The sequence below is a fragment of the Erythrobacter sp. JB1-7 genome, from assembly GCF_057365015.1.
This window is the reverse complement of record NZ_CP200291.1, coordinates 2,814,833-2,834,579: the sequence shown is the minus strand read 5'-3', so window position 1 is coordinate 2,834,579 and position 19,747 is coordinate 2,814,833. Positions and strand designations below refer to the sequence as shown.

The 19,747-nt window shown below is 58.3% G+C and carries 17 protein-coding genes and 2 tRNA genes; 13 read left to right on the top strand and 6 right to left on the bottom strand.

The features are described from left to right. Positions 1–335: 335 nt before the first annotated feature. Both AC0V6W_RS13815 and AC0V6W_RS13810 read left to right on the top strand, forming a co-directional pair. A complete protein-coding gene (locus AC0V6W_RS13815) occupies positions 336–1,217 on the top strand; it encodes a hypothetical protein (RefSeq protein ID WP_486150921.1) in 882 nt (293 codons plus the stop codon). A gap of 400 nt (positions 1,218–1,617) precedes the next feature. Continuing rightward, positions 1,618–2,958: an NAD(P)/FAD-dependent oxidoreductase gene (locus AC0V6W_RS13810; RefSeq protein ID WP_486151645.1), complete on the top strand. Its 1,341-nt coding sequence runs from the start codon at positions 1,618–1,620 to the stop codon at positions 2,956–2,958. Positions 2,959–2,991: 33 nt separating this feature from the next. On the opposite strand, the gene AC0V6W_RS13805 is transcribed toward AC0V6W_RS13810, so the two are convergent. Further along, positions 2,992–3,438 carry a GFA family protein gene (locus tag AC0V6W_RS13805; protein ID WP_486150919.1) on the bottom strand — a complete coding sequence of 149 codons (447 nt, stop codon included), beginning with the start codon at positions 3,436–3,438 and terminating at the stop codon, positions 2,992–2,994. A gap of 15 nt (positions 3,439–3,453) precedes the next feature. Continuing rightward, positions 3,454–3,915 carry an Lrp/AsnC family transcriptional regulator gene (locus AC0V6W_RS13800; protein ID WP_486151643.1) on the bottom strand — a complete coding sequence of 154 codons (462 nt, stop codon included), beginning with the start codon at positions 3,913–3,915 and terminating at the stop codon, positions 3,454–3,456. 247 nt (positions 3,916–4,162) lie between these two features. On the opposite strand from AC0V6W_RS13800, the gene AC0V6W_RS13795 reads away from it, so the two are divergent. From AC0V6W_RS13795 to AC0V6W_RS13765, 7 genes are all read left to right on the top strand, one after another. Further along, positions 4,163–5,917 (top strand): histidine kinase dimerization/phospho-acceptor domain-containing protein, encoded by a 1,755-nt coding sequence (locus tag AC0V6W_RS13795; RefSeq protein WP_486150917.1) that lies wholly within the window; start codon positions 4,163–4,165, stop codon positions 5,915–5,917. A 102-nt stretch (positions 5,918–6,019) separates the two neighbouring features. After that, complete coding sequence (locus tag AC0V6W_RS13790; protein ID WP_486150915.1) at positions 6,020–7,024, top strand: polysaccharide deacetylase family protein; 1,005 nt, start codon at positions 6,020–6,022, stop codon at positions 7,022–7,024. A gap of 92 nt (positions 7,025–7,116) precedes the next feature. Then, positions 7,117–7,193, top strand: a tRNA-Ile gene (locus tag AC0V6W_RS13785). 62 nt (positions 7,194–7,255) lie between these two features. Beyond that, positions 7,256–7,332: transfer RNA gene (locus AC0V6W_RS13780), tRNA-Pro, on the top strand. 100 nt (positions 7,333–7,432) lie between these two features. Next, positions 7,433–7,849: a MerC domain-containing protein gene (locus tag AC0V6W_RS13775; RefSeq protein WP_486150913.1), complete on the top strand. Its 417-nt coding sequence runs from the start codon at positions 7,433–7,435 to the stop codon at positions 7,847–7,849. A 128-nt stretch (positions 7,850–7,977) separates the two neighbouring features. Then, the gene (locus AC0V6W_RS13770) at positions 7,978–9,441 is read left to right on the top strand and encodes a DUF1800 domain-containing protein (RefSeq protein ID WP_486150911.1); all 1,464 of its coding nucleotides are present in this window, start codon (positions 7,978–7,980) and stop codon (positions 9,439–9,441) included. A gap of 6 nt (positions 9,442–9,447) precedes the next feature. Next, a complete protein-coding gene (locus AC0V6W_RS13765; RefSeq protein ID WP_486150909.1) occupies positions 9,448–10,656 on the top strand; it encodes a DUF1501 domain-containing protein in 1,209 nt (402 codons plus the stop codon). 8 nt (positions 10,657–10,664) lie between these two features. Here the strand turns inward: AC0V6W_RS13765 and AC0V6W_RS13760 are convergent, their stop codons facing one another. Beyond that, positions 10,665–11,882, bottom strand: coding sequence for a GGDEF domain-containing protein (locus AC0V6W_RS13760; RefSeq protein WP_486150907.1), 1,218 nt, complete (start codon positions 11,880–11,882; stop codon positions 10,665–10,667). 296 nt (positions 11,883–12,178) lie between these two features. On the opposite strand from AC0V6W_RS13760, the gene ettA reads away from it, so the two are divergent. Both ettA and AC0V6W_RS13750 read left to right on the top strand, forming a co-directional pair. After that, positions 12,179–13,858: an energy-dependent translational throttle protein EttA gene (gene ettA, locus AC0V6W_RS13755; RefSeq protein ID WP_486150905.1), complete on the top strand. Its 1,680-nt coding sequence runs from the start codon at positions 12,179–12,181 to the stop codon at positions 13,856–13,858. 663 nt (positions 13,859–14,521) lie between these two features. After that, complete coding sequence (locus AC0V6W_RS13750) at positions 14,522–14,833, top strand: GIY-YIG nuclease family protein (RefSeq protein WP_486150903.1); 312 nt, start codon at positions 14,522–14,524, stop codon at positions 14,831–14,833. A 50-nt stretch (positions 14,834–14,883) separates the two neighbouring features. Here the strand turns inward: AC0V6W_RS13750 and AC0V6W_RS13745 are convergent, their stop codons facing one another. Together AC0V6W_RS13745 and AC0V6W_RS13740 are read right to left on the bottom strand one after the other, a co-directional pair. Then, positions 14,884–15,363 carry a flavin-binding protein gene (locus AC0V6W_RS13745; protein ID WP_486150901.1) on the bottom strand — a complete coding sequence of 160 codons (480 nt, stop codon included), beginning with the start codon at positions 15,361–15,363 and terminating at the stop codon, positions 14,884–14,886. Next, complete coding sequence (locus AC0V6W_RS13740) at positions 15,326–15,469, bottom strand: hypothetical protein (RefSeq protein WP_486150899.1); 144 nt, start codon at positions 15,467–15,469, stop codon at positions 15,326–15,328. Before AC0V6W_RS13740 ends, AC0V6W_RS13745 begins: the two co-directional genes overlap by 38 nt. A gap of 201 nt (positions 15,470–15,670) precedes the next feature. On the opposite strand from AC0V6W_RS13740, the gene AC0V6W_RS13735 reads away from it, so the two are divergent. Together AC0V6W_RS13735 and AC0V6W_RS13730 are read left to right on the top strand one after the other, a co-directional pair. After that, positions 15,671–16,903: an RcnB family protein gene (locus AC0V6W_RS13735; RefSeq protein WP_486150897.1), complete on the top strand. Its 1,233-nt coding sequence runs from the start codon at positions 15,671–15,673 to the stop codon at positions 16,901–16,903. 137 nt (positions 16,904–17,040) lie between these two features. After that, positions 17,041–17,709 (top strand): prolyl hydroxylase family protein, encoded by a 669-nt coding sequence (locus AC0V6W_RS13730; RefSeq protein ID WP_486150895.1) that lies wholly within the window; start codon positions 17,041–17,043, stop codon positions 17,707–17,709. 45 nt (positions 17,710–17,754) lie between these two features. Here the strand turns inward: AC0V6W_RS13730 and AC0V6W_RS13725 are convergent, their stop codons facing one another. Next, complete coding sequence (locus tag AC0V6W_RS13725) at positions 17,755–19,413, bottom strand: lysine--tRNA ligase (RefSeq protein WP_486150893.1); 1,659 nt, start codon at positions 19,411–19,413, stop codon at positions 17,755–17,757. Between the last annotated feature and the right edge of the window lie 334 nt (positions 19,414–19,747).

Genomic DNA, 19,747 nt, shown 5'->3' with positions numbered 1-19,747 from the left:
CGAAATGTCCGCCTTTGCGGACATCCCTTGCCCTATCAAATTTCCCGACCACGTTTTCGGCGCTGCTTCTGACAGTGGTCATTTTACCCATCAGCACAGCAGTCGCGCAATCTCCAATCGTCCCCCCACCTGCGGGTTGGTCTGACAACACCCAAAGTACGATCCGCACACTTTCAAAAGACGGCGTCACAATCACAATCGGTCCGTGGCAAAGCACACAAGGCGCCTCAATCAGCGATTGGCTGCGCTCGCAAAGCCAAATCATCAATCCGAATGTGCGCCACATTGCAACACAATCTCTTCAAGCCGAAACCGCAATTGCCGGAAGCTTTTCAATGCTGCGCACCATTCGGGTCGATGGCCGCGAAATGACTTCCGTTTTGTACGCGTGCCCTGACGGAAAAGGCTTTGTAAAACTGATGGAGATGCGCGCGATTGTAAATCGACAGAACGCACAAAGCGTCCGCCGCGGCGCTCAATATGGCGAGGAAGTGTGCAAAGCTGAACGACGCGCACTTTCGCAAGCAATGGTGAATGGCCGTTCTCAAACCTCCGGAGCAGAGCGCCCCAGCGCAAGCATCACACAACTGGGATCGGCAACTGGCTCACTGGCCGCTGCCAATGCTGAAATCCCCTCATTTGCAAGGCCCCAATCAGCGCGTATCGTGTTGGAGCGCCGGTTTGTCGGTTTTCCCCCAGTGGCTGTCACCAAAGCAGCCGCGAAATTGCGATTTGCCAATGGCTATTCCTCCATCTGCACCAAATGGAACCCATTGACCCAATCGCCCTCCCCCACATCAGCTGGGAAAGCCAGAAACTGCTCGTTTGAACGCGGTGGAATTGACGGGAAGCCTGCGCGCGGATTTGCGCCGGGAGAGACAATCGCTGTGTCGCTGGGCCGGGTTATGGGCCAGTCAGCGGGTGCAGGTGGCAATGTTTCCACCGTGTCACGCGGAAGCCTGCGAATGACGCGTAGTGGCCGTATCGAAGTCGGCTCGTTTTCTGGCTTTTCAGCGAATGCAGATAGGGCGTATGCAGGCGGATCTTCGGGTAAGATGCTGATTGGCCAATATTACCTCAACGGTTACACCATCACAATTCGCACCGATGAAGGCGAGATACATCACGGGTTCATAGCCGCAACCGCGCGCAACGGAGGAAGCGGCATTGATGACGTTTTTCTGAACGGCAAACATTACTGGGATCGCAATAAATAGGTTTTCCATTGCGCCGCGCGGTGCAAGCTAGCTATGCTTATTAAGAATTTACCGGCACCAACTTTGACCTTGTCCGTTGTCCCAACGCCGCACACGAATGTGAACGGCCTAGGCGCTCATGCTGAATGCTAATATTTACTAGGCCCTTAGACCGGGTAAAAAAGTGTGCTCGGCCAGATAATCCGCCCCCTAGTCAAGATGTTTACACACCGCGCTCATGCGCCGCTGCAAAAGTTTCAACCGACAGGCTCTGCCTGCCTCCGCCTAGGAATGGTTCACTATGGAAAGCCTTGCCACCGGTACAGCAAAAACTGACCCTAAACCGATGCCCCAGCAAACCGCTGCGCTGCCCGATGCTGCCAACGACCCGGCGACTGATAATATCGACGGCGCGGTGGCGATGAACCCGCGCAAACGGCGCAAGACGCAGATCGTCGTTGTGGGAGGCGGTGCTGGCGGGCTGGAACTGGTCCGGCGGCTGGGTGCGCGGTTTGGCCGCAAGAACCACGACATCATCCTTGTCGATAAAAACCCCTCGCACATCTGGAAGCCCCTGCTGCACGAAGTGGCCGCCGGATCGCTCGATGCGAACCTTGATGAGGTTGGCTACCGCGGCCATTGCTATCGCTGGGGTTACCGGTTTTTTCAGGGCAGTCTTGATACGATTGACCGCGAAGCCAAGACGATCACGCTTGCATCTGTTGATGATGAGCATGGCGACGAACTGATCGGCAGCCACACCATCCGCTATGATTATCTCGCGCTTGCAGTGGGATCGGTCTCAAACGATTTTGGCGTGCCGGGCGTATCAGAGCACTGCATTTTCCTCGACAGCCGCCCCGAAGCGGACCGGTTCCGCACCAAGCTGCTCAATCACTGCCTGCGCGTCAGCCGTGCGATGAGCGCCAATCCCAAAGCCGATGCCCGCGTCAAAGTCGCGATTGTCGGCGGCGGCGCAACAGGCGTGGAATTGGGCGCAGAACTCTACAACGCGGCCAACGCCTTGGCGCATTATGGCCTCGAAGTGTTCGATGAAAGCCGGCTGGAAGTCACCCTTCTCGAAGCGGGCGACAGGATCCTGCCTGCTTTGCCCGAAGAATTGTCCAGCGCTGCGAAATCAGAACTGACAAAGCTTGGCGTGAACGTGATGGAGAACACGCAGGTCATTCAGGCTACGCGTGAAGGGCTCACCACGCATACCGGCGACATAATCGAAGCGGATATGATGGTCTGGGCCGCCGGAGTAAAAGGCGATGATTTCCTCGCTGAACTGGGGCTGGAGACCAATCCGCGTAATCAAATTCTTGTGAACGATACACTGCAAACCACTGTTGATGAAGACATTTTCGCTTTTGGTGATTGCTGCTCCTTCATCCCGCCCGGCGGTCAGAACCCGATCCCTCCACGCGCGCAGGCCGCGCATCAGATGGCAGATGTGGTGTTCTATAATCTGGTGCGTAAAGTGAAAGCGCGCAAGAAAGACAAGCCGCCCAAGCTGAAACCGTTCGTCTATAAAGATAACGGCTCGCTGATCTCGCTCAGCCGCTTTTCAACCGTGGGCAGCCTGATGGGCAACCTTGTCGGCGGCGCGCTGGCGGTCGAAGGGCGCATGGCGCGGCTGATCTACACCTCGCTTTACCGGATGCACCTTCTGGCGATCCACGGCTGGTTCAAAGGCTTTGGCCTGATGGTGATTGGCCGGGTAAACCGGATCGTGCGGCCGCGGTTGAAATTGCACTGATGGTGGCGGCGGTGGCCGCAGCCTCCCCGCCTCTCAATCAAACGTAAATCCTGCCGCTTGCGCTTCGGCGATAATCTCTGCGCCGGTTTTCATCGGGCTCTCTTGGGCCAGATCGTACCAATCGGGTTTTTCATCTATAAAAATTTGCTGTTTGATCGGCAGGCCTTCGGGCAGATCAAACATCCCGGCAAGGAACGTGCGATTGCCTGTGGGCAGGAACCGGTACCACAGGCTGCTGCCGCATTTTGAGCAAAACGCGCGCTCTGCCCAATCGCTCGATTTAAAGATGGTGATATGCGCCTCACCCGTCACGGCAGCGTCTTCGGTTTCCACCCCTGCATACATTGATCCGGTCCATTGCTGGCACATCGAACAATGGCACACATCAATCTCGCGGTGCGCCCCTGAAAGCGTGATTGAGACCGAACCGCACAGGCAGGCGCCTGTCACAGGCTCTGCAATCCGCGCGCATTCGCTCATATCAACGTGTCCTTTTTACAGCGGCACGCCCGGTGAATATTTCGCCGTGCGGATCGTCAGCGAGGTCTTCACGCTTTCCACATTGGGGGCAGGCGTGAGTTTTCCAGTGAGGAATTCCTGAAAACTTTGAAGGTCTTGGCTCACGATCTTGAGAATAAAATCAATCTCGCCATTGAGCATGTGAACCTCGCGCACTTCGGGCAGTTCGCGCATCGCGGCCTCAAATTCGCGCAGCGAATCTTCCGCCTGGCTTTTCAAGCTGACCATCGCAAACACCGTGATGGCAAAGCCCAGCTTGGACGGGTCAAGATCAGCGTGATAGCCGCGGATCACCCCATCCTCTTCCAATCCGCGCACCCGGCGCAAACAGGGCGGCGCGGTCAGGCCGACACGCTGGGCAAGCTCGACATTGGTCACGCGCCCTTCGGCCTGCAATTCGCTCAACAGGCGTTTGTCGATATCATCCAGATTTGCCATCGCGCTCCAGCTCCGCATCAGGCCTTGGCAGCGCGCTCAATATAGTGCGCCAGGGCAAGAAAGTGAAAGAACAGGTGCCGCATACCCTGCGGACACCTAATATTATTATGTCTGCCAGCAATTGTCCCGCTTTGCAACGCACTGTCAAACGCAACATGGGACAATGATGGCAATCGGGTAGGTAATTGATGCGGTATTGCGTTACACGGGTGCCGCTGCCCTTTTGTTCGCCGTTTTCGGAGCCTGAATGTTCTTTGATGATCGCCTTGCGACAGTGCTGAGACAGCGCGGCGACAGCGAAGTCGGCAGGCGAACGCAGTTCCGCCAATTGCTCGATATTCTGGGCAATCGCAAATATGGCCGCGATCAAAGCTTGCTTGCGGCTGCGTGGCTGCGGCTGGAAGCTTTGGCCGATGATATTCCCTCTGCCGAACGCGCCAGCATGATCCGCGAGGCCGGCTGGCGGTTTCGCAATCCTGATCTTGCCGCGCATCTGGCGCAAAGCGAACCTGATGTGGCGTCTGCCGCGCTCAATCGGGCGGATTTGAGCGCGGAGGATTGGTCCGTTCTGATCCCGCGCCTGCCCGTGCGCGCGCGCGGGTTTTTGCGGCTGCGCGAAGATTTGCCGGTCGATATCGGGAAACTGCTCGACAAGCTGGGCGTGTATGATCGCGGTCTGCCTTCACCAGCTGCGCCTGAAGCAGATACAGCCGAGGCGGACGTAACCGAGCCGGAAGTGACCGAGCTTGACCAGCCCCCTACGGCTGATCCCGCCGCCGCTCCCTCCGCCCCTGAGCCTATCGCGGGCGAACCCGACGAAACCGAGGTTGAGCGCAGCGAAATCTCCGCTCTGGTTGAACGCATCGCGCAATTTAGGCGCACGCGCGAAGTGTCTGCGGCAGAAGCGGAACTTTCCCCGCGCCTGCCTTTTGCCGAAGCGCGGCTGTCCGACAATCGCAAACCGCGCAGTTTTGGCTTTGCTGCTGATCCATCGGGCCGGATCGGATGGGCCGAAGCAGACATTGCACCCATGGTCATCGGCATGCGGCTGGCCGGCCCCCGCCAGATGGGCGCGGTGGAGACAGAAACCGGGCTTGAGCGCGCCTTTGCCCGCCGCCAACCGCTGACAGGGGTGACCAAGACGCTGGCAGGTGCCCCGCTGATCGCAGGCGACTGGATTGTTGATGCCCAGCCGCGCTTTACCGATGATGGCGGGTTTGCAGGCTATACAGGCCGGTTTCGCAAAGTGCCTGAGCCGGGCAAAGACAATCCCACCCCTGCCCAGCGCGAGGCGGACCGTATCCGCCAATTGCTGCACGAATTGCGCACGCCCGTCACCGCGGTTCAGGGTTATGCCGAAGTGATCCAGCAGCAATTGTTCGGCCCTGCTCCGCATGAATACCGCGCGCTTGCCGCTGTGATTGCCGCTGATGCCGCGCATATTCTGGCAGGATTTGAAGAGCTTGATCGGCTGGCAAAGCTGGAAACCGGCGCCAGCGATGTCGAACAGGGCGAAACCGATATCGCTGCGATGGCGCGCGCGACAATGGATCAATTGGGCCAGGTTCTCGCGCCGCGCATGGCGGGATTTGAATGGGCCGATACAGGGGTTTCAGGCGTTTCAGGCCCGCCGGATGAACCGCTTATTGTAACGCTCGATACCGATGATGCAGAGGCGTTGTTGTGGCGTTTTCTCGCGACTTTTGCAGGCGCATGCGGCACGGGCGAAATGCTGAAATCCAGCTTCAAAACACGCGGCCAAATGATTGAACTTACCTGCGATTTGCCAACTCAGATTGCGCGGGAAGAGGATATTTTTGCAGCTGAGGTCAAACCCATCGGCAGCGCGATCAATGCCGGGCTGTTTGGCGCTGGTTTTGCCCTGCGGCTGGCGCGGGCCGAAGCGCGCTCTGCGGGCGGAAATCTGACACGCGATAACGAGACCGTAACGCTATCTCTGCCATTGCTTAGCGATGATGAAACGGTGCACATTCAGGCATAGGCCCGATTGATGAGCCAATTGATGCCCAAATCATTGGTGAGGGGACAGCCCGATCGCAGCGCTTGCACCAAAAGCCTTTCCGGCGCATTCAGCACAGGGGCAATGAGCGATTTTTCGATGCTGGATCCGCCGGCACTTGCCGATGCGGCGCGGTTTGATGCCGGGTTTGGCCCGCGCGTCCTGCTCACGATTGACACCGAAGAAGAATTTGACTGGGACGCCCCTTTCAGCCGCGAAGGGCACGGGCTTAAGCATATCCCGCAGATTGCCCGGTTTCAGACTTTTTGCGAAGAGATCGGCGCGCATCCTGTATATCTGGTCGATTGGCCGATTGCGAATAACCCGCAGGCGGTCGAAATTATCGGCGATGCAGTGCGGCGCGGCGCGGCCGATCTGGGGATGCAATTGCACCCATGGGTGAACCCGCCCTTCGACGAATCGGTCAATGCGTTCAATTCCTATGCGGGCAATCTTCCGCCCGAATTGGAGATCGCCAAGTTTGATACCCTGCGTGAGCAGGTGTGCGAGGCGTTTGGCACGGCCCCGTTGATCTACCGCGCAGGCCGTTACGGGCTGGGCAAAGGCACCGCTGCCATGCTGCGCCATGCGGGCATTCCCATCGACAGTTCGGTGCGTTCGCTGTTTGATTACAGCGCCCAGCAAGGCCCCGATTACCGCAGGCACCCTGCCCACCCCTATTGGATCGGCGGGCAGCGCTCGCTGCTCGAACTGCCAGTGACAAGTGTGTATTGGGGCATGCTGCGCCAGCTTGGCCTGCCATTTCAGAAACTGGAGCGCACCACGCCATCGTTACTGGGCGCGCTGGCAAAGCTCGGCCTGCTGCAACGCATTGCGTTAACGCCCGAAGGGGTGACCGCAGCCGAAGCGATCAACGGCATTGATATTGCGCTTGATGACGGGCTTGATTTGATGGTGCTGTCTTTCCACAGCCCAAGTCTGGAGCCGGGATGCACCCCCTATGCCAAAACGCGGGCCCAGGTCGAGGGGATGTATGACTGGTTTCGCACCATCTACGCCTATTTCGGCAGGCGCGGCGTCAAAAGCGCTAGCATCGGTGAAATTCTGGAGGCAGCGCAAACTAAATGACGAAAGCCGCCGCTGGGGCGCTTTGTTTGCTTGTTTCTGCTCACATCGTCTTGTAGGGGGCGAGCGCGATGGATGCGCCGCAACGCGCCATCGGGCCTGTAGCTCAGTTGGTTAGAGCTGGCCGCTCATAACGGCTAGGTCGCGGGTTCGAGTCCTGCCGGGCCCACCATTGCGGCAAATACCAGTGGAACATATGGGGCCAAATGCTCATATGGGACAAACAACCGATGTCGGGGAGTAGCGCAGCCTGGTAGCGCATCTGCTTTGGGAGCAGAGGGTCGCTGGTTCGAATCCAGTCTCCCCGACCATTCGGCCAGTGGCTGGATCATCCAAATCCCGGTTTTCAGTTTGACGCGTTTTTGTTTGACGTTTTTCGTTTGACGGTGGCTCCGGCGCGCCATAGCGCATGTGCTATTGTATCATGGCGTTGTGCCCGTTTGTGCGAAAGCGTTGAAATTGCAGTCCAGCATCCGTTCCGACAAAGCCGCCATCGGTTTAAGCTTGGCCTGCATCGTCCATTGCCTCGCCTTGCCCTTGCTCGCGTTCGTTCTCCCTGTGGCGGGCACTATCGCTGAGATAGAGGCGGTGCACTGGGTGCTGGGCGTCACCGCAATCCTGATTTCCCTCAGCGTGCCTGTGCGGCATCCTGATGCCCGCGTCGCCCGCTTTCTGGTCCCGGCATTGCTGGGATGCGGCTTTATTGCCAGCGCCTTTTTTGCAGACAGTTTGGGTGCGGATGAAACCTGGGTGACCGTCATCGGCGCCTGCCTGATGGCATTTGCGCATCTTGGCCGGCTCTCACAGCGCAGCGCCGTCGCCGCATAATCTCGCGCCCATTGCAGCGGCAACCATGCTACAAATTACGACACAGCGTTACATGACATTCATGTCGGCGCGTTTATCCTCCATGTCATTGCAACCCTGCGGCAGGAGAACAGTATGGCCCGCCCATCATGGCAAAGGCACGCGCAGTGAGCGCGGCGAGCATTGCGATCAATCGGTTTGGCTATGGCGCACACCTTTCAGCCGCCAACGCCGCGCGCACGGCGGCATCAATAGGCGATGACCCGGTCCAATATCTTCACTGCCAGATCGGCGCATTTGACCCTGCGCCGGCGCTGATCGCAGGTCGCCCCGTGACTTCGGGCAAAGCGGGCGCTTTGTTTTCTTCCATTCGCGCCGCTCGCCGCCAACGCCGCAAAAGCGAGGGGGACGGCAATTCGGGCAGCGAAAATGCCGCGATGAAAGAAGCTTACCGCGAAACGATCCGTCAATCGAAAGCGCTGTACCGCGCCGATATCGCCATCCGGCTGAAAACCGCTGTGACAAGCGCAACGCCCCTGGCAGAACGGATGGTGCATTTCTGGGCCAATCATTTTGCCGTATCCGTGCGCAAACGCGGCACGCAATACGAAGCGGGCGATCTCGAATTTAACGCTGTTCGCGCCCATGTTTTTGGCAAGTTTGCCGACCTTTTGAAAGCCGCCAGCCTGCATCCTGGCATGCTGCTATACCTCGATCAGTATCAATCCATCGGTCCCAATTCGCCCTCGCAAACCCGGCGTAAGCGGCGCAGACGGCAGGGGGGACAGCGGGGCAAAGGGCTGAACGAAAACCTCGCGCGCGAAATTCTGGAACTGCACACTTTGGGGGCAGATGGAGGATATTCGCAGGCCGATGTTACCGAATTTGCCCGCGCACTTACCGGATGGACCATTCCCGGCCTTCCCAATCAGCAACGCTTTGCCGCCCCGCAGCCAAGCGGAGCGGTGTTTGCCGCACCCGCACATGAACCGGGCACACGGCAGATCATGGGCCGCACCTATAACGAAGGCGGCGCGGATCAGGCGCTTTCCATCCTCGATGATCTGGCGCGGCATCCATCCACCGCGCGTTTTATCGCGGGTAAGCTTGCGAGTCATTTTGCAGGCGATAATGCCCCGGACACGCTGATAGACCGGTTGGCAAAGGACTTTGAGACATCAGGCGGCGATCTTGCCAGCCTCACGCGCACGCTGATTGACGCGCCCGAAATGTGGGTGAGCGAGCCTGTCAAATACCGTCAGCCCTTTGAATGGCTGGTCGCCAGTTTTCGAATGACGGGTATGGGCAAGCTGAGCGATCGGCGTATTTTTGGATTGCTGCGCGAATTGGGCCAGATCCCGTGGCAGCCGCCCTCGCCCGCAGGATATGATGACCGCGATGAAAGCTGGGCTGGGCCAGATGCGCTTTTCCGCAGGATCGAACTGGCTGAACGGATTGCGCGCGGCGGGCCAACAGATGCGGTGCTGGCACGCGCCGATGCGGCGTTTCCGGGGGCTTTATCGGATACGACGCGCACCTGGCTTGCGCGCGCGGAAAGCGGGCAGCAGGCGCTGGGTCTGCTGCTTGTCTCGCCAGAAATGATGCGGAGGTAGAGCGCGATGACGCTTCGAGAATTTGATCGCAGACATATGCTTTCGGCGCTTGGCACAGGCATGCTGGCGGGAACAGTGGCCGGCACACTCGCCCGGCCAAGCATGGCATTTGCCGCCATCCCTGCATCAAGCAAACTGCCGGGAAATGCCAAGCTGCTGTTTGTTATGCTGCGCGGCGCTGCCGATGGCCTCGCAATGCTGGCCCCGACAGGTGATCCCGGTTTTGAACGGCTGCGCGGCGCTCATGCGGGCGAATATGCCGATGCGCAAAAGGCCGATGGCCTGTTCACCATCCACCCCGCATTCGAGCAGATCGGCAAGGCCTATTCCGAGGGCCAAGCCGCCTTTATCCATGCGACCGCCACCAGCTACCGCGAACGATCCCATTTCGATGGACAGAACCTGTTAGAAACAGGCGCCGCCGTGCCCTATGCAACAACGCAGGGCTGGCTCAACCGGCTGACAGCGCTGGCGGGAGAAGAGCACGGAGCGCCTCTGCCCAAAGCACTCGCCATTGCGTCCGGCGTGCCGCTTGCCCTGCGCGGGCCTGCACCCGCTTCGAGCTATGCCCCCTCCACCCTGCCCCCTGCGAGCGAAGCGTTTCTGGACCGCGTCACCCGGCTTTATTCCGATGATGAACAGCTTGGCGGGCTGTGGGCACAAGCGCTGGCCACGCGCGAAATGGCAGGTGAGGATAATTTGCGAAATCTGCGCGATGCCGATGCGGCGGGTAATCTTGCCGCGAAGCTGATGCGCGATAAAGACGGCGCTGATATCGGCATGATCGAAATTAGCGGATGGGACAGCCACGCCAACCAACCGGGCCAGTTTCGCAGACAAGCGCGCCAGCTTGATACGCTGATGGGTGCATACAGGTCCGGTATGGGCAGCGCATGGGGGCAGACCATGGTGATTGTCGCAACCGAATTTGGCCGCACCGCTGCGCTTAACGGCACCAATGGCACCGATCACGGAACCGGGGGCGCTGCTATTGTGCTGGGCGGCAATCTGAAAGGCGGCAAAGTGATCGCAGATTGGCCCGGGCTTCGCGCGGGCGATCTGTATCAGGAACGCGACCTTAAACCCACGATTGCGCTGGAAAGTGTGCTGGCAGGCGCAGTTTCAGAGCATTTGCAGCTGGACCCTGTGCGCGCCATGGCTGAGCTATTTCCGGGACGCAAAGCCGCGCCGCTTGAAGGGTGGATCAAAGGATAGCAATCCGATCAGCTGCCAGCAGTTATCTTGCGATCCGCCAGATTGACGACTTTGTCGATTTGGCGATCCCCATTCTCGGCGTGCGCGCCATCTGCTGGGATCGAACCTGCAAAAACGCCGCCTGCATCGCTGAACACCCGATTTCGGCCAGCGCGTTTGGCTTTGTACAAAGCTGCATCGGCGCGGTCGAAGGTCTGAGCATAGGTGCTGCCCGGCCGCACTTGCGCAACTCCGAAACTGGCACTGATCGTTTCGCTTTCCGGCAAGGCATCCAGCGGCGAATGCACAAAATTTTCACGCAGCCGGTCCGCCAACGCGCTTGCCCCTGCTTCGTCGCAGTTCCACGCAACAACGCAAAATTCTTCGCCGCCGATGCGGCCCGCGACATCGCCGGGTCTTATCCTGTGCGAAATGACATGGGCAAACGTCTTGATTACGGCATCGCCTGCGCTGTGACCGAATGTGTCGTTCACCCGCTTGAACAAGTCGATATCGCCCACAATCAGGCTAACTGGCACCCGCTCGCTCGCGGCGCGTTCAATCAACACCGCCACCAGGGGTTCAAACGCTGCTCTGTTGGGCAATCCGGTCAATGGATCTTGTGTCGCCCTGGCCTGCGAAACCGTCATCTGATCGGCAATGATCGTCCCAATCAATGCCAGCGACATCAACAGACACAACATCGCCGTCAACGCCATATTGACCGTGAGCACCACCGATGTCTGATATTCATCCATGGTCATAGAGCTTGCCATCACCATGGTAATTGACGGCCGGAAAATGGTGTAGGCTGTCAATGTGACAAAAGCGACGAGCAGCGCCTTATCAGCAATTTGCCGCCGCCCGGATTGCCAGCGGCCGTGTGCGCCTGCTGCAAACAACAGGCTCGCATTATAGTTTTGAGCCATGATGACGACCATCTGCACTTCGTAAGCGCGGGCAAACCACAACACGGCCCCAGTGCCTGCTGATACCAGCACAAAAGCGGCAAGCGGCACCCTTTCGCCATCACGCTTTGCCACGCCCCAAACAAGGGCGATTAAACCAGACGTCGAAATGGCATGGAACAGGACGACTTCCGGCGGGCCAAAATCCTTGATAAGCCAGGCCTGCATCGCGATCCCCATGGCAACACAGGCAAACCAGAAAGAATAGGCCAAGATGTAAAGCCGGCTGCGATCCTGCCACCAAAGCGCCACGAAAACCCCCGCAAGAATGAGGGTCATGGTCGGTATCATAAAGGTCAGAATCTCAGCTTGCATGTCGGTCTTCGGCCTCGGTACTTGACATAAGCCATTCTGTGTTACTCGCGAGTAAACAGCGATTTAGGTGAATGCGTTAAAGCGTGTAAATTCGGCAAGGTGTGCATCGCGGCCCAATCGCTCGTGAATTTCACCCAAATCGCCTGTTCACCCCGCAATGTAGGGCAACATGGTCTTGTGGCTTGCCCCTGTCTGGCAGCGCGCCTATCTGCCCTTCTAAAATCACTCACACCTGATCGACCCAAAAGGATTGTCCCCCCATGGCCGCGCAATACGCCTTCGTAATGAAGAACATGACCAAAACTTTCCCCGGCGCGCCAAAGCCGGTGCTCTCCAACATCAATCTGCAATTCTACCAAGGCGCAAAGATCGGCATTGTCGGCCCCAATGGCGCGGGCAAATCCACGCTTATCAAGATCATGGCCGGGATCGACACCGACATAACCGGCGAAGCTTGGCCGGGTGAGAATATCACTGTGGGATACCTGCCGCAGGAACCGCAATTGGACGAAACCAAGACGGTGCTGGAAAATGTGCGCATGGGCGCAGGCGAAACCGCCGAAATGGTGGAGCGCTTCAACGCGATCTCAGCCGAAATGGGCGATCCGGGCGATGACACCGATTTCGATGCGCTCATGGAAGAGATGGGCGTCCTTCAGGAAAAGATCGACGCGGTGGACGGCTGGACGCTCGACAATCAGCTGGAGATCGCGATGGAGGCATTGCGCTGCCCGCCGTCAGATGCGCCAGTCACAAATCTTTCAGGCGGGGAAAAACGCCGCGTTGCCCTCACCCGGTTGCTGATCCAGAAACCGTCGATCCTGCTGCTGGATGAGCCGACCAACCACCTCGATGCAGAATCCGTCGAATGGCTGGAAAACCACCTCAAAGAATATGCCGGCGCGGTTCTGATGATCACACACGACCGCTATTTCCTCGACAATGTGGTGGAGTGGATCCTCGAACTGGATCGCGGCACTTACTATCCATACGAAGGCAATTATTCGACCTATCTTGAGAAGAAGGCGAAGCGGCTTGAACAGGAAAGCCGCGAGGAAAGCGGCAAGCAAAAAGCGCTCGCCCGCGAGCTCGAATGGATCAGGCAAACGCCTGCTGCGCGCCAAACCAAATCCAAGGCGCGCGTGCGCAAATTTGAAGAATTGCAGGATGCGCAATCAGGCCGTGCGCCGGGCAAAGCGCAGATCGTAATCCAAGTGCCCGAACGCCTTGGCGGCAAAGTGATCGAGGCGAAGGGCATCACCAAAGCCTATGGTGATAAGCTGCTCTTTGAAGACCTGTCCTTCATGCTTCCCCCCGGCGGCATTGTCGGGGTGATCGGCCCCAATGGCGCGGGCAAATCCACACTGTTCAAAATGATCACAGGTCAGGAAACCCCCGATAGCGGTACCATCGAAATCGGCGACACCGTGCATCTGGGCTATGTCGATCAATCCCGCGATGATCTCACCCCCACCAACAATGTGTGGGAGGAAATCTCAGACGGGCTCGATTACATGCAAGTCAACGGCCACGATGCCTCAACACGGGCCTATGTCGGCGCGTTCAATTTCAAAGGCTCCGACCAGCAGAAAAGCGTCGGCAAACTGTCCGGCGGCGAACGCAACCGCGTGCACATGGCCAAAATGCTCAAACAAGGCGGCAATGTGCTGCTGCTGGATGAGCCGACCAACGATCTCGATGTCGAAACGCTTGGCGCTTTGGAAGATGCCATCGAAAACTTCGCCGGATGCGCCGTGGTGATTTCGCACGACCGGTTTTTCCTGGACCGGCTCGCGACCCACATTCTGGCGTTTGAGGGCAATTCCCACGTGGAATGGTTCGAGGGGAACTTTGAGGCGTATGAGGAAGATAAGCGGCGACGTCTGGGCGATGCAGCGGACCGGCCTACAAGGTTGGCTTACAAGAAGTTGACGCGGTGATGGATAAAAGGGGCGGGTCTCCCCGCCCCCCAGTTAGGTCAAGAGCCAGATCGCAATCGCGGACCATCGTATAATGGCTGCAATGTTAATCGATGTCTCAACTTTTACCGTGACTTGGAACTTCGGCATAACCGATCTCCCAGGTCGCGGCGCGCCGCCGACACGAAAGGTTAGCGTTTTTCGCGGCCACGTTTCAGATTAACCTCTGTCATTGGCTTCCAGGCTGACGTCTACATGTGCACATGCTTTGGTCTGGCGGTTTGCCGTGCGGGGCCAGTCGGGGCTCTTCCTAAAAAGAGGATAGCCTTCTGGGGATACCGCCCGCCGATCTCAGTCAAGGTTGGTGGACGCTTTGGCAAACGTTCCAACTCAGGCCGGACAACCCGAATAGCCCCAACGGAACATTCGAGCAACGCTGATAAGTGAGTAATTGTGGATAGTTGTCCTTTCTTTTTTTCAGTCATAGCATAAGCGCATCGCCACTTTTCACTCGAGCCAAAGAAAGACCGAAACCGAAAAAACTCCAGAACGTCGGTTTGGCAAAACAGCCCCTCCCCGTCATTCCCGCGCAGGCGGGAATCCATCAGCACGCCGCTAGCATTAAAAGATGGATCCCCGCCTTCGCGGGGATGACGATGGGCGAGGCGCGCGATACCATTTGCTATGCCCCGCGATATTCAGCCTTGCGTTTACATGCTTGCATCCAAGACAAACGGCACGCTTTATATTGGTGTCACATCAGACCTGCCTGCACGCATCCATCAGCACCGAACACGGACGTTCGATGGCTTTTCAAAACGCTATGACACAAGACGTCTTGTCTGGTTTGAGACCCACGCCACCATGGATGCAGCCATTACTCGTGAAAAGCGGCTCAAAAAATGGAACCGTGCGTGGAAAATCAGATTGATTCAGGAGCAAAATCCGCACTGGCGTGATCTTGCTGAGGAGCTTGGCTTTGGGTCGCTAAACTAGCCTCTTATGCACGGCCTCCAGCGTCCGAGTGCCAATAACGCCCCCGCCAATCAAGGCGAAACCCAGCGCCCCCGCCACTCACCGCCCTCACCGCGCGAAAATTGCGCTCTTACATGGCCCGTATGCGCCAGATACAGCCAGTCGATCTCATGCAAGGTAACCAGCAGAACCGCAAAATTCGCGCGCGCCGGGTCAAGCTGGAAATCGGTGGGCTCAACCCCTTCCAATTCGGCAGGCAGGCCTGATGTGGGCGTATCGCTCACCGTGCCGGGGCCATCGCCCATATAGCAGCGCCGCGCAAAGTTTGAGCCGTTCTCCCATGCCGTATCGGTCACGGGCGCATCGCGCAGAATAGCGCCCTCACCCCTCGCCCTGATCTGGATCTTCGCGCTTTTGTCATAAAGCAGCACCGCCATGCGCGGGTCTGCGTCAATCGCTGCAACTTTGGGCGCGCGGGTGTCTGTGTGGAAGCGCAAGGTCCATGCGCCCGTGTCAAATTCGCGCAGCACCATCACGCGCGAGATCCACATCGCTGGTGGTGACCACGGGCGTATGCATGGGCGATTTGCGATCCTTGGCCGCGCGCACCATGCGATTGGCGCAGTCCTGACGGATATTATCGAGAGTGTCGAACATGGCGCCCTTGTGACCCGAGAGCAGCGGGGGTCAAGCGGGAACTGGCTCATTGCGGGACGCCGTTAAGGTTAAGCGTTGCGAATATGAACGAACGCCTTACCAAGCGGTTAAGGCTGATGACAGCGAGACGCGTTTAACAAGCATGTATCACAACGTATCAACGAGCCGTAGCTGGTGGGGCGGCGCTCAAGGAGGCTCTTTATGGATATCACAGTTCTCTTAAAAGGCAGCGCGCTGTCCGCCATCGCATTGGCGCTGGCATTTGTGGCTCCGCCTTTAACCGAAGAGGCCCAGGCGGCAGAGGCTGAGGCGGAGGCGGCTGAACAAGCGCAAGACCGCGCTCAGCGCCGGGGCAACCGCCGTGAGGCGCGCCAACAACGCCGCGCCAACAATCGCGGCACTCGCAATCAAGCGCGGCAGGAACGCCGCCAGGAACGTAGAGCGCAGCGCCAGCCTGCCCGCTCAGAACGCCGATCCGAGCGCCGATCGGAACGCCGCCCAGAACGGGCAGAGCGCCGGCAGGAACGCAGGGTTCAGCGCAATGCCAATGTGCCCGTGCGCGCTGAGCGGGTCGAGCGCCGCAGTCAGAACCGCGCAAATCGCGTGGAGCGCCGGGGCGAGAATCGCGCCAATCGGGTCGAGCGCCGGGGTGAAAACCGCGCGAACAGGCTTGAACGCCAAGGCCGCACTGGTCAGGCCAACCGGGTCAATCGCCGCGCCGATCAACGTGCGGGTCAGATTGATCGCCGTTCAAATCGCCGAGCAGACCGGATCGAAAGGCGCGGTGAGAACCGTGCGAACCGGATTGAACGCGGCGGCGAACGCCGTGCAAGCAATCGCGGTGCGGAACGCGGGTTTGACAACCGGGGCGCACAGCGCCGAAATGCTCGCCAAAATGGCTTTCGCGAAGGTGTAAGAGCCGAACGCCGGGCTGACAGGCGTGGTGATCGGCGCGCCGAACGCCGCGCGGAACGTCGGGGCGAAAGGCGTGGTGAGCGCCGGGGTGAGCGCCGGGCAGAACGCCGGTTTGAACGCCGCCGCGAGGCGCGCCGCAATAATGGCTATTCGTACAATCGCGGGTTCCGCAATGGCCGCCAATTTCAAAGAGGGCGCGATTTCCGCCGCTGGGATCGTCGCGGCTGGCGTTCGGATCGCCGCTTTGGCTGGCGCAATCATCGCCGGATCAACCGCTCGATCTTTCGCCTGGGCCGCTATTACGCGCCGTTCCGTGCCCACCGTTACAATCGCTTGAGAACAGGGTTCTTCCTCGACAGCCTGTTCTTCAGCTCGCGGTATTACATCAATGACCCATGGGCCTATCGTCTGCCGCCGGTCTATGGTCCTTACCAATGGGTACGGTATTATGACGATGTCGTGCTGGTGGATATCTACACCGGCGAAGTGGTTGACGTGATCCACGATTTCTTCTGGTGATCGTAGTACCCCAAACAACAAAAAAGCCCCCGTCAGAGCGATCTGGCGGGGGTTTTTCTTTGCGGGTTCAAAAAGGCCCGCACCCCTTCCCTGAAAACGGCTTGCACACACAATCCGTCTTGGTAGATCATCATTCGATGGCAAAGACCCAAACCATTCCTGATCAGGCCGCTTTGGCGCGCATTGGCAAGTCCGTGCGCGAACGATTGATCGCTGATCTTGGGGCTTACAGGATAGAAACCGACAAAGCCGATATGTTCGCCATCGGTGATTTTCTGACCGCTGCTGAATGCGAGCGATTGTGCATTATGATCGATCTGGTCGCGCGGCCCTCTTCGCTGCACGAATTGGGCTATGATGCCGGTTTCCGCACCAGCTATTCCGGCGATCTTGATCCTGATGACAGCTTCGTCAAAGGCATATCACGCAGGATTGATGACCTGCTTGGCGTCAATCCGGTGATCGGAGAATCGGTGCAAGGGCAGCGCTATTTGCCCGGACAGCAGTTCAAGCCGCACAATGACTGGTTCTACACCACCGAAAAATACTGGCAGCTTGAACGCAAACGCGGCGGGCAGCGCAGCTGGACTGCGATGGCTTACCTTAACACCGTCGAAGAAGGCGGCGGCACGCATTTCACCGAACTTGGCATGAATATGGAGCCCAAGGCAGGCGTGCTGCTGGTATGGAACAACGCTTTGCCTGATGGCTCACCCAACGAAGCGGTCATCCATGCGGGCACGCCCGTGATTGCGGGCTCCAAATATGTCATCACCAAATGGTACCGAACCCGCGCCTGGAAATGAGGTGCAGGCCGCCTGGCAGCAGCCAAAAAACACTCTCGGCGCGGTTTACGCTCTCGCCAGCGCTTCTGCGATCAGTTTGCGCGTGGGTTCGATCCCGTAAAGCGCGATAAAGCTGCCCATGCGCGGGCCTTGGTCGCTGCCCAGCAGGGTCTCGTACAAAGCCCGGAACCAGTCGCGCAAGTTTTCAAACCCGTATTCTTCGCGCTTGCCGATTTCGTAAACCATCGTTTGCAGCACTTCGGCATCCGCCTCAGCTGGCGCTGCGGCGAGCTGGGTATCAAGCTCGGTTAAAGCCAGCACTTCGCCCCCTTCAGGCGCGCGTTTCGCCAAAGTCGGCGCGACAAAATCGCGGTTATAATTTACCGCGCTTTCAATCAGCACCATCAGCTTGGGATCGGTGACGGGCGCGCCTGTGTAACTCGCGACATATTCCGCCAGATTTTCCGCTGTCGCCTCAAGGCCAAGCACGCTCACCAGATTGAGCAGCAGGCTGTAAGGCACTTTCAGACTGTCGCCCGCCCCCGGCGCATCTGCACCGCTGTGACGATCATTCGCGCGCGCCAGATGCCACACCGCATTGCCCAATTGCTTGTCGAGCGGTTGATCTGCCAGCCGTTCGCGAAATTGCCAGTAATCATCGATGGCTTTGGGGATCACGCCTTCGTGCAATTGCTTGGCGCTTTTGGGATTGGCGAAGATGTAAAAGCCCAGACTTTCCTCGCTGCCATAATGCAACCACTCCTCAATCGAGAGGCCGTTGCCTTTTGATTTGGAGATTTTCTCGCCATTGGCATCAAGGAACATCTCATAGATCAGCCCCTCTGGCTTGTTCCCGCCCAAAACGCGCGCGATCTTGCCCGATTGCACGCCGCTTTCGGTTAAGTCCTTGCCATACATTTCATAGTCAACGCCCAGCGCGACCCAGCGCATCGCCCAATCCACTTTCCATTGGCATTTGGCCATGCCGCCCAGCGCGGATTGTTCGACCACGCTGCCATCTTCATCGGTAAATCGGATCGTGCCTGCCTCTGCATCGACCACTTCGATCGGCACTTGCAAAACGGCGCCCGTGGTGGGCGATATTGGCATGATGGGGGAATAGGTTTTGCGCCGCTCCTCACCCAAAGTTGGCAGCATGATATCAAGGATCGCGTCAAACCCGCGCAAAACGCCGCGCAATCCATCATCGAATGCGCCTGAATTGTAGCGGTCTGACGAACTGACAAATTCATAGTCAAACCCGAACCGGTCCAGAAATTCGCGCAGCATCGCATTGTTATGATGCGCGAAACTTTCATATTTTTCGAACGGATCAGGAATGCGCGACAAGGGCTTGCCCAAATGCTCGGTCAGCATTTTGTGATTGGGCACATTGTCGGGCACTTTGCGCAGGCCGTCCAGATCGTCGGAAAACGCGACCAGCCGCGTGGGCGCGCCGCCTGTCAGCGCTTCGTAAGCGCGCCGCACAAGGGTGGTGCGCAAGACCTCTTGAAAAGTGCCAATATGCGGCAGGCCCGACGGGCCATATCCGGTTTCGAACAATACCGGCGCGCTTTCATCGCGCGCTTCCGCGTTTTTTTGCCCGGCCTTTTGCCCGGCCTTTTGTACGCCCTTGGCATGCAACCGTTTATACAGGCGCTGAGCCTCCTGAAAGGGCCAGGCTTTGGATGTTTGGGCGGCTTGGATAAGGGCTGTATCGGTCATAGACCTCGCGCATTTGCAGATGGGCGAGGCATCTTCAAGCGCGAATGCAGTGCGCAGGGCCGGTATTGGCCGCAAATCCATGCGGCATTTTTCGCGGCTCTTTGCCGATTACCATGCGTTCATCGCGGCGCAGATACCGCGCATGTGTCGTGATAGTCCAATCCAGCCGCCACTCGATGCGTCATACCAACTGGACAAACTACACCCTAAGGTTGCTCCCAAATCCCCCTGGGGGCCTTAGGGTCGCAGGAGAGAGGCGCTGCTCGGCTGAGCTCTGCACGGCTCGTAAGCGGCGTCTCTCTTTCCTGGCTTTTCGCCGATATTCTATGTGCTT

What these genes read in the sequence shown, in the direction of transcription:
- AC0V6W_RS13815 (WP_486150921.1), top strand. Translation starts at nt 336, where the DNA reads ATGCTGCGCACCATTCGGGTCGATGGCCGCGAAATGACTTCCGTTTTG.
- AC0V6W_RS13810 (WP_486151645.1), top strand. Translation starts at nt 1,618, where the DNA reads ATGAACCCGCGCAAACGGCGCAAGACGCAGATCGTCGTTGTGGGAGGC.
- AC0V6W_RS13805 (WP_486150919.1), bottom strand. Translation starts at nt 3,438, where the DNA reads ATGAGCGAATGCGCGCGGATTGCAGAGCCTGTGACAGGCGCCTGCCTG.
- AC0V6W_RS13800 (WP_486151643.1), bottom strand. Translation starts at nt 3,915, where the DNA reads ATGGCAAATCTGGATGATATCGACAAACGCCTGTTGAGCGAATTGCAG.
- AC0V6W_RS13795 (WP_486150917.1), top strand. Translation starts at nt 4,163, where the DNA reads ATGTTCTTTGATGATCGCCTTGCGACAGTGCTGAGACAGCGCGGCGAC.
- AC0V6W_RS13790 (WP_486150915.1), top strand. Translation starts at nt 6,020, where the DNA reads ATGAGCGATTTTTCGATGCTGGATCCGCCGGCACTTGCCGATGCGGCG.
- AC0V6W_RS13770 (WP_486150911.1), top strand. Translation starts at nt 7,978, where the DNA reads ATGGCAAAGGCACGCGCAGTGAGCGCGGCGAGCATTGCGATCAATCGG.
- AC0V6W_RS13765 (WP_486150909.1), top strand. Translation starts at nt 9,448, where the DNA reads ATGACGCTTCGAGAATTTGATCGCAGACATATGCTTTCGGCGCTTGGC.
- AC0V6W_RS13760 (WP_486150907.1), bottom strand. Translation starts at nt 11,882, where the DNA reads ATGACCCTCATTCTTGCGGGGGTTTTCGTGGCGCTTTGGTGGCAGGAT.
- ettA (WP_486150905.1), top strand. Translation starts at nt 12,179, where the DNA reads ATGGCCGCGCAATACGCCTTCGTAATGAAGAACATGACCAAAACTTTC.
- AC0V6W_RS13750 (WP_486150903.1), top strand. Translation starts at nt 14,522, where the DNA reads ATGCCCCGCGATATTCAGCCTTGCGTTTACATGCTTGCATCCAAGACA.
- AC0V6W_RS13745 (WP_486150901.1), bottom strand. Translation starts at nt 15,363, where the DNA reads ATGTGGATCTCGCGCGTGATGGTGCTGCGCGAATTTGACACGGGCGCA.
- AC0V6W_RS13740 (WP_486150899.1), bottom strand. Translation starts at nt 15,469, where the DNA reads ATGTTCGACACTCTCGATAATATCCGTCAGGACTGCGCCAATCGCATG.
- AC0V6W_RS13735 (WP_486150897.1), top strand. Translation starts at nt 15,671, where the DNA reads ATGGATATCACAGTTCTCTTAAAAGGCAGCGCGCTGTCCGCCATCGCA.
- AC0V6W_RS13730 (WP_486150895.1), top strand. Translation starts at nt 17,041, where the DNA reads ATGGCAAAGACCCAAACCATTCCTGATCAGGCCGCTTTGGCGCGCATT.
- AC0V6W_RS13725 (WP_486150893.1), bottom strand. Translation starts at nt 19,413, where the DNA reads ATGACCGATACAGCCCTTATCCAAGCCGCCCAAACATCCAAAGCCTGG.